This window comes from Streptomyces sp. NPDC004051 (assembly GCF_053604275.1).
Window position 1 is genome coordinate 54374 of record NZ_JBSGHG010000001.1, and the last position, 17464, is coordinate 71837.

Annotated in this window: 13 protein-coding genes; all 13 read left to right on the forward strand. The window is 74.4% G+C overall.

Features of this window, described 5'->3' with window-relative positions; genetic code table 11:
* Nucleotides 1-47: 47 nt before the first annotated feature.
* The 13 genes from ACWEQO_RS00290 to cobC all read left to right on the forward strand — a co-directional run bounded on the left by ACWEQO_RS00290 (nt 48) and on the right by cobC (nt 17425).
* Nucleotides 48-1034, forward strand: coding sequence for a cobalamin biosynthesis protein (locus ACWEQO_RS00290; protein ID WP_452977223.1), 987 nt, complete (start codon nt 48-50; stop codon nt 1032-1034).
* Nucleotides 1031-2566, forward strand: a complete 1536-nt coding sequence (locus tag ACWEQO_RS00295) for a cobyric acid synthase (RefSeq protein ID WP_452977226.1) — start codon at nt 1031-1033, stop codon at nt 2564-2566. The genes ACWEQO_RS00290 and ACWEQO_RS00295 overlap by 4 nt, the downstream gene beginning before the upstream one ends.
* Nucleotides 2563-6219 carry a cobaltochelatase subunit CobN gene (cobN, locus tag ACWEQO_RS00300; protein WP_452977229.1) on the forward strand — a complete coding sequence of 1219 codons (3657 nt, stop codon included), beginning with the start codon at nt 2563-2565 and terminating at the stop codon, nt 6217-6219. Before ACWEQO_RS00295 ends, cobN begins: the two co-directional genes overlap by 4 nt.
* On the forward strand, nt 6216-8279 hold the full coding sequence (locus ACWEQO_RS00305) for a putative cobaltochelatase (protein ID WP_452977232.1): 2064 nt from the start codon (nt 6216-6218) through the stop codon (nt 8277-8279). Before cobN ends, ACWEQO_RS00305 begins: the two co-directional genes overlap by 4 nt.
* Nucleotides 8279-8878 (forward strand): cob(I)yrinic acid a,c-diamide adenosyltransferase, encoded by a 600-nt coding sequence (gene cobO, locus ACWEQO_RS00310; protein WP_452977235.1) that lies wholly within the window; start codon nt 8279-8281, stop codon nt 8876-8878. The genes ACWEQO_RS00305 and cobO overlap by 1 nt, the downstream gene beginning before the upstream one ends.
* A complete protein-coding gene (locus ACWEQO_RS00315; protein ID WP_452977238.1) occupies nt 8872-10248 on the forward strand; it encodes a cobyrinate a,c-diamide synthase in 1377 nt (458 codons plus the stop codon). The genes cobO and ACWEQO_RS00315 overlap by 7 nt, the downstream gene beginning before the upstream one ends.
* The gene (cobI, locus tag ACWEQO_RS00320; RefSeq protein ID WP_452977241.1) at nt 10245-10994 is read left to right on the forward strand and encodes a precorrin-2 C(20)-methyltransferase; all 750 of its coding nucleotides are present in this window, start codon (nt 10245-10247) and stop codon (nt 10992-10994) included. The genes ACWEQO_RS00315 and cobI overlap by 4 nt, the downstream gene beginning before the upstream one ends.
* Nucleotides 10995-11101: 107 nt before the next feature.
* A complete protein-coding gene (gene cobM, locus ACWEQO_RS00325; RefSeq protein ID WP_452977244.1) occupies nt 11102-11920 on the forward strand; it encodes a precorrin-4 C(11)-methyltransferase in 819 nt (272 codons plus the stop codon).
* Complete coding sequence (cbiE, locus tag ACWEQO_RS00330; RefSeq protein ID WP_452977247.1) at nt 11917-13164, forward strand: precorrin-6y C5,15-methyltransferase (decarboxylating) subunit CbiE; 1248 nt, start codon at nt 11917-11919, stop codon at nt 13162-13164. The genes cobM and cbiE overlap by 4 nt, the downstream gene beginning before the upstream one ends.
* Nucleotides 13161-14852: a precorrin-3B C(17)-methyltransferase gene (cobJ, locus tag ACWEQO_RS00335; RefSeq protein ID WP_452977249.1), complete on the forward strand. Its 1692-nt coding sequence runs from the start codon at nt 13161-13163 to the stop codon at nt 14850-14852. The genes cbiE and cobJ overlap by 4 nt, the downstream gene beginning before the upstream one ends.
* The gene (locus ACWEQO_RS00340; protein WP_452977252.1) at nt 14849-15436 is read left to right on the forward strand and encodes a precorrin-8X methylmutase; all 588 of its coding nucleotides are present in this window, start codon (nt 14849-14851) and stop codon (nt 15434-15436) included. Before cobJ ends, ACWEQO_RS00340 begins: the two co-directional genes overlap by 4 nt.
* Nucleotides 15433-16356, forward strand: a complete 924-nt coding sequence (locus ACWEQO_RS00345; RefSeq protein WP_452977255.1) for a sirohydrochlorin chelatase — start codon at nt 15433-15435, stop codon at nt 16354-16356. Before ACWEQO_RS00340 ends, ACWEQO_RS00345 begins: the two co-directional genes overlap by 4 nt.
* Nucleotides 16346-17425, forward strand: coding sequence for an Rv2231c family pyridoxal phosphate-dependent protein CobC (gene cobC / locus ACWEQO_RS00350; RefSeq protein ID WP_452977258.1), 1080 nt, complete (start codon nt 16346-16348; stop codon nt 17423-17425). Before ACWEQO_RS00345 ends, cobC begins: the two co-directional genes overlap by 11 nt.
* The last annotated feature ends 39 nt before the right edge of the window (nt 17426-17464 follow it).

Genomic DNA, 17464 nt, shown 5'->3' on the forward strand with positions numbered 1-17464 from the left:
CCGGCTCGGGGCGGGCGTTCCCACCGGATCCCCCACCGGCTGAACCCGTGGGTGCCGATCGCGAGTTCGCGTACGGCGCCGCCGCCGGCCTCCTCGGCGACCTGCTCCTCGGCGATCCCCGCCGAGGGCATCCGGTCGCCGCTTTCGGGCGGGCCGCGGCTGCCGTGGAACAGATGCTGTGGCGGGACGACCGCGGCCGGGGCGCGTTGCACACCGCCGTCTGCGTCGGCGGGGCCGTCGCCCTGGGCAGCCTTGCCTCCCGGTGCGTACAGTCCTCCCCCGCCGCCTCGGTCGCCCTGACCGGCGCCGCCACCTGGGCCGTCGTCGGCGGGACGTCGCTGGCCCGGGAGGCCCGTGCCATCGGGCGGGCGCTGACGGCCGGGGACGTCCAGGCCGCGCGGGCACGGCTGCCGCACCTGTGCGGGCGGGACCCGCAGGCGCTGGACGCCGACGGGATCGCCCGCGCGGTGGTGGAGTCCGTCGCCGAGAACACCTCCGACGCCGTGGTGGGCGCCCTGGTGTGGGGCGCCGTCGCCGGGGTGCCGGGGCTGCTCGGGTTCCGGGCCGTCAACACCCTGGACGCCATGGTCGGCCACAAGTCGCCCCGGTACCGGCGCTACGGCTGGGCCTCCGCCCGCCTCGACGACGTCGCCGGATGGCCCGGAGCACGACTGACCGCCGTGCTCGCCGCGGCCGCCGGACCGGACCCGCGGGGCGCCGTCCGGGCGTGGCGCGCGGACGCCGCGAAGCATCCCAGCCCCAACGCCGGCCTCGTGGAGGCGTCCTTCGCGGGCGCGCTCGGCGTGCGGCTCGGCGGAACGCTGTCCTACGCCGGGCGGGTCGAAGACCGGCCCGTCCTCAACGGCACCGGCCGCCCCGTGGCCACGGCGGACATCGACCGGGCGGTACGGCTCTCGCGGCGCGTGGGCTGGCTGGCGCTCGGCGTCGGCGCCGCCGCGCGGATCGCCGGTACGCGGATCATCGGCACGCGGATCGCCGCCGCACGGACCTCCGGGAAGGGGCACAGGTCATGAGCGGTGGGGGTCTGCTGGTCGCCGGTACCACCTCGGACGCCGGCAAGAGCGTGGTGACCGCCGGGATCTGCCGGTGGCTGGCACGACAGGGCGTCAAGGTCGCGCCGTTCAAGGCGCAGAACATGTCACTGAACTCGTTCGTGACCCGCGAGGGCGCCGAGATCGGACGGGCGCAGGCCATGCAGGCCCAGGCCTGCCGGGTCGAGCCGACCGCGCTGATGAACCCCGTGCTGCTCAAGCCGGGCGGCGAGCGGAGCAGCCAGGTGGTGCTGCTGGGCAGGCCGGTCGGCGAGCTGAGCGCGCGCGGCTACCACGGTGGACGGCAACAGCAGTTGCTGGGCACGGTACTGGACTGCCTGGCACAGTTGCGGGGCACGTATGACGCGGTGATCTGTGAAGGGGCCGGCAGCCCGGCCGAGATCAACCTGCGGCGCACCGACATCGTGAACATGGGGATCGCCAGGAACGCCGGGCTCCCCGTCCTCGTCGTCGGCGACATCGACCGCGGCGGGGTCTTCGCCTCCTTCTTCGGCACCGTCGCCCTGCTCTCCCCCGAGGACCAGGCGCTGGTCGCCGGGTTCCTGGTGAACAAGTTCCGGGGCGACGTGACGCTGCTGGAGCCGGGCCTCGACATGCTGCACGGCCTGACCGGACGGCACACGTACGGCGTCCTGCCCTTCCGGCACGGGCTCGGCATCGACGAGGAGGACGGCCTGGCCGTCTCCCTGCGCGGCGCCGTGCGGGAGTCGGCCGTCGCCCCGCCGGTCGGCGAGGACGTGCTGCGGGTCGCCGTGTGCGCGGTGCCGCTGATGTCCAACTTCACGGACCTGGACGCGCTGGCCGCCGAACCGGGCGTCGTCGTGCGGTTCGTGGACCGGCCCGAGGAACTGGCCGACGCCGACCTCGTCGTCCTGCCGGGGACCCGCGGAACCGTGCGGGCCCTTCAGTGGCTGCGCGAGCGGGGGCTGGCGGACGCCCTGGAGCGGCGGGCCGCCGAGGGGCGGCCCGTGCTGGGGATCTGCGGGGGCTACCAGATCCTCGGCGAGCACATCGAGGACGAGGTCGAGAGCCGCGCCGGACACGTCGACGGGCTCGGACTGCTGCCCGTACGGGTGCGGTTCGCGCGGGAGAAGACGCTGACCCGTCCCGTCGGACAAGCCCTCGGGGAGCCCGTCGAGGGGTACGAGATCCATCACGGGGTCGCCGACGTCACCGGCGGGACAGCGTTCATCTCCGATGACAGCGGACACAGCCTGGACGGCTGCCGGGTCGGCCAGACCTGGGGCACGCACTGGCACGGCTCGCTGGAGTCCGACGGCTTCCGCCGGGCCTTCCTGCGCGAGGTGGCCGCCGCCGCGGGGCGCCGTTTCGTGCCGGCCCCCGACACCTCGTTCGCCGCGCTGCGCGAGGAGCAGCTCGACCGGCTCGGCGACCTGATCGAACAGCACGCGGACACGGACGCGCTCTGGCGGCTCATCGAGTCGGGCGCGCCGCAAGGACTGCCTTTCATTCCACCGGGAGCGCCCGCATGAGCACAGTGTTGTTGTTGTCGACCGCCGACACGGACCTGCTGGCGGCCCGCGCCGCCACCGGCGTCTCCTACCGGATCGGCAACCCGACCCGCGTGGACGTGGCGGCCGAACTGCCCGCGCTCCTCGACGGCGCGGACCTCGCCGTCGTACGGCTGCTGGGCGGCAAGCGCGCCTGGGAGGACGGGCTCGCGGCGCTGAGGGCGTCCGGCATCCCGACGGTGCTGCTCGGCGGCGAGGCCGTGCCGGACGCGGAGCTGATGGCCGAGTCGTCGGTGCCCGCGGGCGTCGTGGCGGAGGCACTGAAGTACCTGGTGGAGGGCGGCCCGGACAACCTGGCCGAGCTGGCCCGGTTCCTGTCCGACACCGTGCTGCTCACCGGCGAGGGCTTCGAGGAGCCGCGCCGGATGCCGGAGTACGGGGTGCACGGCTCCCGTACCGTCTCGGCGGACCGTCCGACCGTCGGCGTGCTCTTCTACCGCGCCCACGAACTGAGCGGCAACACCGCCTTCGTGGACACGCTCTGCGACGCGATCGAGGCACACGGCGCCAACGCCCTGCCCGTGTACTGCGGTTCGCTGCGCGGCGCCGACCCCGGGCTGTACGAGATCCTCGGCCGGGCGGACACCCTGGTCGCCACCGTGCTCGCGGCCGGCGGCACGCACGCCTCGCAGGCGTCGGCGGGCGGGGAGGACGAGGCCTGGGACATCGGGGCCCTCGCCGACCTGGACGTCCCGGTGCTGCAGGGGCTGTGCCTGACGTCGTCGCGCGCCGCCTGGGAGGAGTCGGACGCCGCCCTCTCCCCCATGGACGCGGCGATGCAGGTCGCCATCCCGGAGTTCGACGGCCGGCTGATCACGGTCCCGTTCTCCTTCAAGGAGCAGGGCCCCGACGACGTCCCGGTCTACGTCGCCGACCCCGAGCGGGCCGCACGCGTCGCCGGGATCGCCGTACGGCACGCCCGGTTGAAGCACCTGGACAACGCGGAGAAGAAGCTCGCGCTGGTCTTCACCGCCTACCCGACCAAGCACTCCCGCGTCGGCAACGCGGTCGGCCTCGACACCCCCGCCTCGGCGGTACGGGTGCTGGACGCCCTGCGGGACGCGGGGTACGGGGTGCACGGATACCCCGACGACGGCGACGAGTTGATCCACCGGCTCATCGAGGCGGGCGGCCACGACGTGGAGTGGCTGACGGAGGACCAGCTGGCCGCCGCGCCCGCCCGGGTGCCGCTCGCGGACTACCGGGCCTGGTTCGCGAAGCTGGACCCGGAGCTGCGGGACGCGATGACCGAGGCGTGGGGCGAGCCGCCGGGCTCGCTGTACGTCGACGGCGAGGACATCGTGCTGGCCTCCCTGCAGTTCGGGAACGTCGTGGTGATGATCCAGCCGCCGCGCGGCTTCGGCGAGAACCCCATCGCCATCTACCACGACCCCGACATGCCGCCGTCGCACCACTACATGGCCGCCTACCGGTGGCTGGAGAACAGTTTCGGCGCCGACGCGATCGTGCACATGGGCAAGCACGGCACCATGGAGTGGCTGCCGGGCAAGGGCCTCGGGCTGAGCGGGGGCTGCGCGCCGGACGCCGTCCTCGGCGACCTCCCGCTGATCTACCCGTTCATCGTCAACGACCCCGGTGAGGGCACCCAGGCCAAGCGCCGCGGGCACGCCACGGTGGTCGACCACCTCGTCCCGCCGATGGCCCGTGCCGACACCTACGGCGACCTGGCGAAGCTGGAGCAGCTCCTCGACGAGTACGCCCTGGTCTCCGACCTGGACCCGGAGAAGGCCCCGGCGGTGAGGGCGCAGATCTGGACGCTGGTCAAGGCGGCCGAGCTCCACCACGACCTGCACGTGGACGACCAGCCGGACGACGATGACTTCGACTCCTTCGTCATGCACATCGACGGCTATCTGTGCGAGATCAAGGACGTGCAGATCCGCGACGGACTGCACATCCTGGGCGGCGGCCCGGTCGGCGAGCCGCGCGTCAACCTGGTGCTCGCGGTGCTGCGCGCCTCGCAGGTGTGGGGCGGACAGGCGAACGCGCTGCCAGGGCTGCGGGCTTCGCTGGCCGAGCACTTCGGGCTGGTGGAGAAGGAGCTGCTGGCCGAGCCGGGCGCCCCGCTGAAGGTGCCGGCCGAGCTGACGGACCTGGTGGACGGTCCCGCGCGGTCGGCCTCCGACGCGATCGACCTGCTGGAGCAGCTGTGCCGGCGGATCGCGGAGGGCATGGAGGAGCGCGGCTGGGCGGTCGGGCAGAGCGCGCCGCTGGTGCGCCAGGTGCTGGGCGCCGAACTCCCGGACGCGGTGGCCGTGGTGGAGTTCGCCTGCACCGAGGTCGTCCCCCGGCTCGCCCGGACCACGGACGAGATCGGGAACATCCTGCGGGCGCTGAACGGCGGTTACGTCCCGGCGGGCCCGTCGGGATCGCCGACGCGCGGGCTGGTCAACGTCCTGCCGACCGGCCGGAACTTCTACTCCGTCGACCCCAAGGCGATCCCGTCGAGGCTGAGTTGGGAGGTCGGGCAGTCGTTGGCGGACTCGCTGGTGCAGCGGTACCTGCAGGACACGGGTGCGTACCCGAAGTCCGTCGGCCTGACGGTGTGGGGCACCTCCGCGATGCGCACCCAGGGCGACGACATCGCCGAGATCCTGGCGCTGCTGGGCTGCCGCCCGGTGTGGGACGACGCCTCGCGCCGGGTGACCGGCTTCGAGGTGGTCGGACTGGAGGAACTGGGCCGGCCCCGCATCGACGTCACGGTGCGCATCTCCGGCTTCTTCCGGGACGCGTTCCCGCACGTCGTCGGGCTGATCGACGACGCGGTACGGACGGTGGCGGAGCTGGACGAGCCCGCCGACCGGAACTTCGTGAAGGCCCACGCCGACGAGGACACCGCCGAACACGGCGACCGGCGCCGGGCCACGGCCCGCATCTTCGGCTCCAAGCCGGGCGCGTACGGCGCCGGTCTGCTGCCGCTGATCGACGCCCGCAACTGGAGAAGCGACGCGGACCTGGCCGAGGTGTACGCGGTCTGGGGCGGCTACGCCTACGGGCGCGGGCTCGACGGACGGGCGGCGCGCGGCGACATGGAGACGGCGTTCCGGCGGATCGCGGTGGCCGCGAAAAATGTCGACACGCGCGAGCACGACCTCGTCGACGCGGACGATTATTTCCAGTACCACGGCGGCATGGTCGCCATGGTGCGACACCTGACGGGCGAGAGCCCGGAGGCGTACGTCGGGGACTCGGCGACACCGGACCAGGTGAAGACGCGCACCCTGGGCGAGGAGACGCACCGCGTTTTCCGGGCGCGAGTGGTCAACCCCCGCTGGATGAGCGCCATGAGAAGGCACGGCTACAAGGGTGCCTTCGAGATGGCGGCGACCGTCGACTACCTGTTCGGGTACGACGCCACGGCCGGGGTCGTGGACGACTGGATGTACGAGAAGCTCAGCGCCGAGTACGTCTTCGACGCCGAGAACCGGGACTTCATGCGGAAGTCCAACCCGTGGGCTCTGCGCGGCATCACTGAACGCTTGCTGGAGGCAGCCGACCGAGGGCTGTGGGCGGAGCCGGACGCGGACACGCTCGAGCGACTGCGTGCCACCTATCTGGAACTCGAAGGCGACTTGGAGGGCGACGACAAGTGACCACCCCGTTCCCGTTCGCGGCCGTTGTCGGTCAGGACGACCTACGGCTCGCGCTGCTGCTCAACGCGGTGTCACCGCAGGTCGGTGGCGTACTGGTCCGCGGGGAGAAAGGCACCGCCAAGTCCACGGCCGTGCGCGCCCTTTCGGCACTCCTGCCGACGGTGGACGTCGTCTCCGGATGCCGTTTCTCCTGCGATCCCGGCTCCCCCGACCCTGCCTGCCCGGACGGGCCGCACGAGTCGGGAGCGTTTGAGTCGCGGCCTGCCCGTATGGTCGAACTCCCCGTCGGTGCCTCCGAGGACCGGCTGGTCGGAGCGCTCGACATCGAGCGGGCGCTCGCCGAGGGTGTCAAGGCATTCGAGCCCGGTCTGCTCGCCGACGCGCACCGCGGGATCCTCTACGTCGACGAGGTCAATCTGCTCCACGACCATCTGGTCGACTTGTTGCTGGACGCCGCCGCCATGGGTGCCTCGTACGTCGAGAGGGAAGGCGTCTCCGTGCGGCACGCCGCTCGCTTCCTCCTGGTCGGAACCATGAACCCGGAGGAGGGAGAACTCAGACCCCAACTCCTCGATCGTTTCGGTCTGACCGTCGAGGTGGCCGCCTCCCGGGAGCCCGACCAGCGGGTGGAGGTCGTACGGCGGCGGCTGGCTTACGACGACGACCCGGTCGGCTTCGCCGCCCGCTGGGCCGACGAGGAGGCTGCCGTACGGGCGCGGATCGTGGCGGCGCGGGAGCTGCTGCCGTCGGTGCGCCTCGGCGACGCGGCGCTGCGGCAGATCGCGGCGACCTGTGCCGCTTTCGAGGTGGACGGCATGCGCGCCGACATCGTGATGGCACGTACCGCGACCGCGCTGGCCGCGTGGGCCGGGCGCACCGACGTGCTCGCCGAGGACGTGCGGCAGGCCGCGCTGCTGGCCCTGCCGCACCGGCGGCGGCGCAATCCCTTCGACGCGCCCGGACTCGACGAGGACAAGCTCGACGAGACGCTGGAGGAGTTCGGCGGGCCTGGTGAGGACGGGGGCGACGACGATCCCGACCCGGGACCGGACGGTGGTCCGGGTGGGCAGCCGGCGCCCGATGAGGGACCTCAAGGTGATGGTGACACCGCTGCCCGGCCCGAGGCCGGTGAGGGCGGGGAGCCTCAGTCGGGCCCCGGTGCCGGGGAGCAGACGGCCGTACCGGCCGGGGAGCTGTTCCGGGCGAAGGTACTGAGCGTGCCGGGCGTCGGTGCGGGCGCCGCCGGGCGGCGGTCCCGGGCACGGACCGAGCAGGGGCGGACGACGGGAGCGCGTCGGCCGCAGGGCGCGCTGACGAAGCTGCACCTGACGGCGACCGTGCAGGCCGCCGCGCCGCACCAGCGGACGCGGGGGCGGTCGGGGACGGGTCTGGTGGTCCGCCGGGACGATCTGCGGCAGGCGGTGCGCGAGGGGCGGGAGGGCAACCTCGTGCTGTTCGTCGTGGACGCCTCCGGTTCGATGGCGGCGCGGCAGCGGATGAGCGCCGTGAAGGGCGCCGTGCTGTCACTGCTCCTGGACGCCTATCAGCGGCGGGACAAGGTGGGTCTGGTGACGTTCCGGGGATCGGCCGCCGAGGTGGCGCTGCCGCCGACCTCGTCGGTGGACGCGGCGGCGGCCCGGCTGGAGTCGCTGCCGACGGGTGGCCGTACGCCGCTGGCGGCCGGGCTGCTCAAGGCGCACGACGTGCTGCGGGTGGAGCGGTTGCGGGACCCGGCGCGGCGGGCGCTGGTGGTCGTGGTGACGGACGGGCGGGCCACAGACGGAGGGGCGGCGCGAAGCGCCTCCGGCCGGGGTGGTGGTCGGGCGACGGGTGGGACCGAGCCGGTCGCCCTTGCCGGGCGGGCGGCGCGGCTGTTCGCCGCCGAGGGGACCGCGTCCGTGGTCGTGGACTGCGAGTCGGGGCCGGTGCGGCTGGGCCTCGCCGGGCAGCTCGCGGGTGAGCTGGGCGGCACGGCGGTGACGCTGGACGAGCTGCGGGCGGACTCGATCGCCGGGCTGGTCAGGGACGTACAGCAGGGGACTTCGAGGAGGGCCGCGTAATGCCGAAGGGGCAGCCGAGTGTGGTGCCGGACGACGGGCTGACGACGCGTCAGCGGCGCAACCGGCCGTTGGTCGTGGTGCACACGGGCATCGGCAAGGGCAAGTCGACCGCCGCTTTCGGGCTGGCGCTGCGGGCCTGGAACCAGGGGTGGCCGATCGGGGTGTTCCAGTTCGTCAAGTCGGCGAAGTGGAAGGTCGGCGAGGAGAACGCGCTGCGGGTGCTCGGCGCTTCCGGCGAGGGCGGGACCGTCGACTGGCACAAGATGGGCGAGGGCTGGTCCTGGGTCCAGCGGGACGCGCAGATGGACAACGAGGAGAAGGCCCGCGAGGGCTGGGAACAGGTCAAGCGCGACCTGGCCGCCGAGACGTACAAGCTGTACGTGCTGGACGAGTTCGCGTACCCGATGCACTGGGGGTGGATCGACACCGACGAGGTCGTGTCGGTGCTGCGGGACCGGCCGGGGACGCAGCATGTGGTGATCACCGGGCGGAACGCGCCCGAGGAGCTCGTGGAGTTCGCCGACCTGGTGACCGACATGTCCAAGGTCAAGCACCCGATGGACGCCGGGCAGAAGGGGCAGAGGGGCATCGAGTGGTGACCTCCGTACCCCGGTTGGTGATTGCCGCGCCCTCCTCGGGCAGCGGCAAGACCACCGTCGCCACGGGGTTGATGGCCGCGCTCACCGCGCGGGGGCTCGCGGTGTCCCCGCACAAGGTCGGGCCGGACTACATCGACCCCGGGTACCACGCGCTCGCCACCGGGCGCGCGGGGCGCAACCTCGACGCGTACCTGTGCGGTCCGGAGCTGGTCGGTCCCCTGTTCGCGCACGGGGCCGGCGGGTGCGACATCGCCGTGGTCGAGGGCGTGATGGGGCTGTACGACGGGGCCGCGGGGGAAGGGGAGCTGGCGTCCACGGCCCAGGTGGCGAAGCTGCTGCGGGCTCCGGTGGTGCTGGTCGTGGACGCCTCGTCGCAGTCGCGGTCGGTGGCGGCGCTGGTGCACGGCTTCGTGACGTGGGATCCGGAGGTACGGGTCGGGGGCGTGATCCTGAACAAGGTCGCGTCGGACCGGCACGAGGCGTTGCTGCGGGAGGCGCTGGACTCCGTCGGCGTGCCCGTGCTGGGTGTGCTGCGGCGGGCCGCTCAGGCCGAGACGCCGTCGCGGCATCTGGGGCTGGTGCCGGTCGCCGAGCGGGGGGCCGCGGCGGTCGGGGCGGTCGCGGCGATGGCCGCGCAGGTGGAGGCGGGGTGCGATCTGGAGGGGCTGGTCGCGCTGGCGCGGAGTGCGGGTGCGTTGTCGTGTGCCGCGTGGGACGCGGCTGAGGTCCTGGGTTCCCCGACCCGGGTGGCCGCACCCGGGGGCCCGTTGATCCGGGTCGCCGTGGCCGGTGGGGCCGCGTTCACGTTCTGCTATGCCGAGCACTCCGAGTTGCTCGCCGCCGCCGGGGCCGAGGTCGTCGTCTTCGATCCCCTGCGGGACGAGGAACTGCCCGACGGGACCCGCGGGTTGGTGATCGGCGGCGGGTTCCCCGAGGTGTACGCCTCCGAGCTGTCCGCCAACGGGGCGCTGCGCAAGGCCGTTGCCGAGCTGGCGCTGGGCGGTGCGCCGGTCGCCGCCGAGTGTGCGGGGCTGCTGTATCTGTGCCGGGAGCTGGACGGGCTGCCCATGTGCGGGGTGCTGGACGCCTCCGCGCGGATGAGCGAGCGGCTGACCCTGGGCTACCGGGACGCCGTGGCCGTGTCCGACAGTGCGCTGGCCGCCGCCGGGACGCGGATGCGGGGGCACGAGTTCCACCGGACGGTCGTGGAGCCGGGGGCGGGGGACGCGCCCGCGTGGGGCGTGCGGGCCCCTGAACCGCGCGTCGAGGGTTTTGTACAGCGAGGTGTGCACGCGAGTTATCTGCACACGCACTGGGCGTCCGAGCCCGGTGTCGCCCGTCGGTTCGTGGAGAGGTGCCGGACGTCATGAGCAGCAGGCTGATCGGAGTCGGGGTGGGCCCCGGGGACCCCGAGCTGGTGACCGTCAAGGGCGTCAACGCCCTGCGCGCCGCGGACGTCGTCGTCGTTCCCGTGATGGCCGCACCCGACGGAACGGACGGCGGTGAACCGGGGCGGGCCGAGGCGACCGTGCTGCACTACGTGCCCGAGGAGAAGGTCGTCCGGGTGGTGTTCGCACTGAACGAGCGCACCGACCGGGCGCGGCGCGAGGCGGCCTGGGACGCGGCCGGTGAGCGGGTGGCCGGGTTGCTGCGGGAGCGAGGCCGTGTCGCGTTCGCGACCATCGGCGACCCCAACGTGTACTCGACGTTCACGTATCTCGCCCAGACCGTCGCGGAGTCGGTGCCGGGGACGGTGGTCGAGACCGTGCCGGGGATCACCGCGATGCAGGATCTGGCGGCGCGGTCCGGGGCCGTGCTCACCGAGGGGACCGAGCCGCTCACCCTGGTGCCGGTGACCGCCGGGGCCGCCGTGCTCAAGGAGGCGCTGGCCGGGCCCGGCACGGTCGTCGCCTACAAGTTCGGGCGGCAGGCGGGCGAGGTGGCCGAGGCGCTGCGGGAGAGCGGGCGGCTCGGTGACGCCGTGTGGGGGTCGGCGCTCGGGCTGCCGGAGGAGTTCGTCCGGCCGGCCGCCGAGCTGGACGGGTCGCCCCTGCCCTATCTGTCGACGCTCATCGCGCCGCCCCGGCGGGACGGCGGGCGGGGCGGCAAGTTGTGAACGGGCAGCCGGGCGACGGCGTCCGGCCGTCCGGCCCCCTCGAAGACGCCGCAGGAACCTCAGACATCACACGAACCGCAGAACCCGCAGGAGAGGATCGTTTCCCCATGGCCGATGCCCCCACCGGCAAGGTGACCTTCGTCGGTGCCGGCCCCGGCGCCGCCGATCTGCTGACGTTGCGCGCCGCGCGCGCGATCGCCGAGGCCGACATCGTGATCTGGGCCGCCAGCCTGGTCCAGGCGGAGGTCCTCGAGCACGCTCGGGAGGGCGCCGAGATCCTCGACTCGGCGACGATGTCGCTGGAGGACGTGGTGGCCGTGTACGAGCGGGCCCGCGCCCAGGGGCTGAGGGTGGCCAGGATCCATTCCGGGGACCCGGCGCTCTGGGGCGGCACGCAGGAGCAGCTCGACCGGTGCGTGGAGCTCGGCATCGCGACCGAGATCGTGCCGGGTGTGTCGTCCTTCTCCGCCGTCGCGGCGCTGGCACAGCGGGAGCTGACCATTCCCGAGGTGGCGCAGTCCGTGGTGCTGACCCGGCTCGGCGGCGGCAAGACGCCGATGCCGCCCGGGGAGGAGGTCCGCGAGTTCGCGCGGCACGGCACCACCATGGCGATCTTCCTGTCGGCCGCGCGCAGCGGCCAGCTGGTGCGGGAGCTGCTGGAGGGCGGCTATCCGACGGGCACGCCGGTGGTGGTCGCCCACCAGGCGACCTGGCCGGAGGAGCTGGTCGTGAAGTGCACGATCGGCACGCTGGAGGAGACGGTCAAGGAGCACAAGCTCTGGAAGCACACGCTGTTCCTGGTCGGTCCCGCCCTCGACGCGCACGGCACCCGCTCCCACCTGTACCACCCGGGTCACTTCCACGGCTACCGCAAGGCCGATCCGGAGGCCCGCAGGGCGCTGCGCACCCGGGGCGCGAACACGTGATCACGGTCGTCGGCACGGGGACCGGGGCGCCGGTCGAGGAGGCCGTGCTCGCCGGGGCGGAGCTCGTGGTGGGCGGGCAGCGGCACCTGGACGCTGTCCGGCTGCCCGAGGGGGCCGAGCGGGTCGTCCTCGGGGCGCTGGCCCCCGCGCTGGACACCGTCGGGAAGTACGTCGCCGAGGAGCGTCCGGTGGTCGTGCTGGCCTCCGGTGACCCGGGGTTCTTCGGGATCGTGCGGGCGCTGGCCGAGCGGTTCGGGTCCGAGCTGCTGGACGTGCGGCCGGGCGTCTCCTCCGTCGCCACCGCCTTCGCCCGGGTCGGGCTGCCCTGGGACGACGCCGTGGTGGTCAGCGCGCACGGCCGGGATCCGCGGACGGCCGTCAACCTGTGCCGGGCTCACCCGAAGGTCGCCGTGCTGACGGGGCCGGGGGCCGGTCCGGCGGAGCTGGGGGCCGCGCTGGCCCGGCACTCCCCCGGCCGGGTCCTGGTCGTCGCCTCCGCGCTGGGCGATCCCGGGCGGGAGCGGGTGGAGCGGGTCACGCCCGCCGCCGCGGCGGCACGGGACTGGGGCCCGGCGGTCAGCGTCGTGCTGTGCCTGGACGAGTCGCGGGGGCTCGGTCCCGTACGGACCGTCGCGGGCCCCTGCGCGCCGCCCGCCGGTTGGGCGCTGGACGAGGCGGGGTTCGCCCACCGGGACTCGATGATCACCAAGTTCGAGGTGCGGGCGCTGGCCCTGGCCCGGCTCGGTCCGCGCCCCGGCGAACTGGTGTGGGACGTCGGCGCGGGTTCGGGGTCCGTGGCCGTGGAGTGCGCCCGGCTGGGCGCCGCCGTCACCGCGGTGGAGAAGACCCCGGACGGGGTGGGGCGGATCCGCGCCAACGCCCTGGCGCACGGGGTGGACGTCCACGTGGTGCACGGGGAGGCGCCGACCGTGCTCTCCGATCTCGACGACCCCGACGCCGTGTTCGTCGGCGGGGGCGGGCGGGAGCTGCCCGCCGTCGTCACCGCGTGCGCGCGGCGGGCGCGGCGCACGGTCGTCGTCGCCCTGGCCGCCCTGGACCGGGTGCCGGCCGTGCGCGAGGCGCTGGCCGGTGCCGGCTTCACCTGCGACGGCGTGCTGCTGCAGTCGTCGCGGCTGGCGCCGCTGCCCGGGGACGTGACCCGGCTGGCGGCGACCAATCCCGTTTTCCTGCTGTGGGGTTCCAGACCCCCGGCACGTACCGACATCGAAGGAGCCGCCCTGTGATCGGCCTCATCTCCGCCACCGCGGCGGGAGCCGCCGCGCGGGACCGACTGGCCGCCGCGTGGCCGGACCGTACGCGGGTGTACGAGGGTCCCGTGGGGGACGCCGTGCGGGCCGCGTTCGCGCAGTGCGAGCAGCTCGTGTGTTTCCTGGCCACGGGTGCCGTGGTGCGGCTGGTGGCGCCGCTGCTGGCCGACAAGGCGAGCGACCCGGGCGTGGTCTGTGTCGACGAGGGCGGCCGGTTCGCGGTCTCCCTGGTGGGCGGACACGGCGGCGGGGCGAACGACCTCGCGCGTGAGGTCGCCGAGGTGCTGGGCGCCGAGCCGGTGGTGACCACGGCGACCGATGCGGCGGGGCTGCCCGGTCTGGACACGCTGGGCCTCCCGGTGGAGGGGGACGTGGCCGCCGTGTCGCGCGCCCTGCTGGACGGTGAGCCGGTGGCGCTGCGCGCCGACATGGCCTGGCCGCTGCCCCCGCTGCCGGTCGCGGACGAGGGTGCGTACACGATCCGTCTCACGGACCGGCTGGTCGAGGCGGGGCAGCGGGAGGCCGTCCTCCGGCCGCCCACCCTCGTGGTCGGGGTGGGTGCCTCGAAGGGCGCCCCCGTCGAGGAGGTCCTCGCGCTGGTCGAGGGCGCCCTGCGGGAGGCCGGTCTGTCGGCCGCGTCGCTCGCCGAACTGGCCACCGTGGACGCGAAGTCCGAGGAGCCCGGCATCGTGGAGGCGGCCCGGCGGCTGGGCGTGCCGCTGGTGGCGCACCCCGCCGGTGAGCTGGCGCGCGTGGAGGTGCCGAACCCCTCCGACGCGCCGCTCGCCGCCGTGGGCACCCCGTCGGTCGCGGAGGCCGCGGCGCTGGTGCGCGGGGGTGAACTCCTGGTGCCCAAGCGGAAGTCGGAACGTGCGGACGGGCGGCCGGCGATGGCGACCTGTGCCGTCGTGCGGCGGCCGGGACGCGGGCGGCTCGCGGTGGTCGGGCTCGGGCCGGGGGCCCGAGACCTGCTCACCCCGCGGGCGAAGGCGGAACTGCGGGGCGCGTCCGTGCTGGTGGGACTCGACCAGTACGTCGACCAGATCCGCGATCTGCTGCGGCCCGGCACCCGGATCCTGGAGTCCGGGCTCGGTGCGGAGGAGGAGCGGGCGCGCACGGCCGTCGAGGAGGCCCGCCGGGGGCAGGCGGTCGCGCTGATCGGCAGTGGGGACGCGGGCGTGTACGCCATGGCCTCCCCGGCGCTCGCCGAGGCGTCCGACGACATCGACGTGGTCGGGGTGCCGGGGGTGACGGCGGCGTTGGCGGCCGGGGCGATCCTGGGCGCGCCGCTGGGCCACGACCACGTGTCGATCAGCCTGTCCGATCTGCACACGCCGTGGGAGGTCATCGAGCGGCGGGTGCGGGCGGCGGCCGAGGCGGACATCGTGGTGACGTTCTACAACCCGCGCAGCCGGGGCCGTGACTGGCAGCTACCGAAGGCGCTGGCGATCCTCGCCGGACACCGGGAGCCGACGACGCCGGTGGGTGTCGTGCGCAACGCGTCCCGGGCCGACGAGTCCAGTCGCCTGACCACGCTCGCCGCGCTCGACCCGGCGACGGTCGACATGATGACGGTCGTGACCGTGGGCAACACGGCGACCCGTGAGATCGCGGGGCGCATGGTCACCCCGCGCGGCTACCGCTGGCAGGAGGAGTCCCGGTGAGGCGTGTGGTCCATCCCATCGAGCAGGAGTCCTTCCGCCGGCTGCGCGCCCGGCTGGACACCGGGCACTTCCCGCCGCTGACCCGGGCGGTCGTGGAGCGGGTCATCCACTCCTCGGCCGATCTGGCGTACGCGGACGATCTCGTCATGGACGAGGGCGAGCTGGCGAAGGCGCACGCGGTGCTGCACGCCGGGGCGCCCGTGGTGGTGGACGTGGAGATGGTCGCGGCCGGGATCACCCGGCGCGGGACCGTCTGCCGTCTCAAGGACGCCGAGGCCGGGCCCGAGCTCACGCGTTCGGCGCACGCGGTGCGCCTGGCGTACGAGGAGGTCGGCCCCGGGGCCCTGTGGGTGATCGGCTGCGCGCCGACCGCCCTGGAGGAGCTGCTGACCCTGGACGCCTCCCCCGCGCTCGTCATCGGGCTGCCCGTCGGTTTCGTCGGAGCGGCCGAGTCCAAGGCCGCGTTGCGCGAGAGCGGATTGCCCGCGGTGAGCAACGTGTCCGAGAAGGGCGGTTCGGCGGTCGCCGCGGCCGCGCTCAACGCCCTGCTGTACCAACCCACTTCAGTCGAGGAGACCTTGTGACCACCCCGCCCGCCCTGCTCATCGCCGGACACGGCACCCGGGACGACGCCGGAGCGGAGGCGTTCCGCGACTTCGTACGGGAGTTGGGGCGCCGCCACCCCGAACTGCCCGTCGCGGGCGGCTTCATCGAGCTGTCCCCGCCGCCGCTGGGCGAGGCCGTCGCCGAGCTGGTCGGCCGGGGGGTGCGGCGGTTCGCCGCCGTGCCGCTGATGCTGGTGTCCGCCGGGCACGCCAAGGGCGACATCCCGGCGGCGCTGGCCCGTGAGAAGGAGCGCCACCCCGGGATCTCGTACACCTACGGCCGTCCGCTGGGCCCGCACCCCGCCCTGCTGAACGTGCTGGAGCGGCGGCTGCGGCAGGCGGTGGACCCGTCCTGGGACCCCGCCGAGGTGACGGTGCTGCTGGTGGGGCGCGGTTCGACGGACCCGGACGCCAACGCCGAGGTGTTCAAGGCGGCGCGGCTGCTGTGGGAGGGCCGCGGTTACGGGGCCGTGGAGACGGCGTTCGTGTCGCTGGCGGCGCCGGACGTGCCGAGCGGGCTCGACCGGTGCGCGCGGCTCGGCGCCCGGCGGATCGTCGTCCTGCCGTACTTCCTGTTCACCGGCATCCTGCCGGACCGGGTGCGGCACCAGACCGAGCAGTGGGCGGCGGCGCACCCGGAGACGGAGGTGCGCTCGGCGGACGTCATCGGGCCGGAGCCGGAGCTGCTGGACCTGGTGATGGAGCGGTACGCGGAGGCCGTGCAGGGCGATCTGCGGATGAACTGCGACAGCTGCGTGTACCGGATCGCGCTGCCGGGCTTCGAGGACAAGGTCGGGGCGCCGCAGCAGCCGCACTTCCACCCGGACGACGACGGCCACCACTCTCACGGGCATCACGGGCATCACGGGCACGGTCACGCGCACTCCCATGCGCACTGAACCGGAGGCCGCCGCACCGACGGCGGTGCACGACCTGCGGCACCACGGGGACGCCGAGGTCCGTGACGAGGGCGCCGCTCTGGTCGACCTCGCCGTGAACGTCCGCGCGGACACGCCCCCGGCGTGGCTGCGGGAGCACATCGCCGCGTCGCTCACCGGCCTGGCCGCCTACCCGGACGGGCGGGCGGCGCGGGCGGCGGTGGCGGCGCGGCACGGGCTGCCGGTGGAGCGGGTGCTGCTGACGGCGGGGGCGGCGGAGGCGTTCGTGCTGCTGGCGCGGGCGTTGCCGGTGCGCCGGCCGGTGGTGGTGCATCCGCAGTTCACGGAGCCGGAGGCGGCGCTGCGGGACGCGGGGCACACCGTCGGCCGGGTGCTGCTCCGCGCGGAGGACGGTTTCCGGCTGGATCCGGCGGCGGTCCCCGAGGACGCGGACCTGGTGGTGATCGGCAACCCGACGAACCCGACGTCGGTGCTGCACCCGGCCGCGGTGATCGCCCGACTGGCCCGTCCCGGGCGGACGTTGGTGGTAGACGAGGCGTTCCTGGACGCGGTGCCGGACGAGCGGGAGGCGCTGGCCGGCCGGACGGACGTACCGGGCCTGGTGGTCCTGCGCAGCCTCACCAAGACGTGGGGGCTGGCGGGTCTGCGCATCGGTTACGTCCTGGCCGCGCCGGAGACCGTCACGGCGCTGGAGCGGGCGCAGCCCCTGTGGCCGGTGTCCACACCCGCGCTGGCGGCGGCCGAGGCGTGCGTGGGGGCCGGGGCGCTGACGGAGGCGGCCGGGGCGGCCCGCCGCACCGCCGCGGACCGGTCCCATCTGCTCGCGGGGCTGGAGAAGTTCACCGCGCGCGGTCTGGGTGTCGTGCGTCCCGCCGAGGCCCCGTTCGTGCTGCTCCGGCTGGAGCACGCGGGTGCCGTGCGCCACCGGCTCCGCGACCTGGGCTTCGCGGTGCGCCGCGGAGACACCTTCCCGGGGCTGGACGGGCGGTGGCTGCGCGTCGCGGTGCGCGACCGGCGGACGACGGACGCGTTCCTGGGGGCTCTGGAGCAGGCGCTGGACGCGGGCTGACCCGCCCCGGCCGGTCCCTCCCCGCACGGCCCGCGGGGA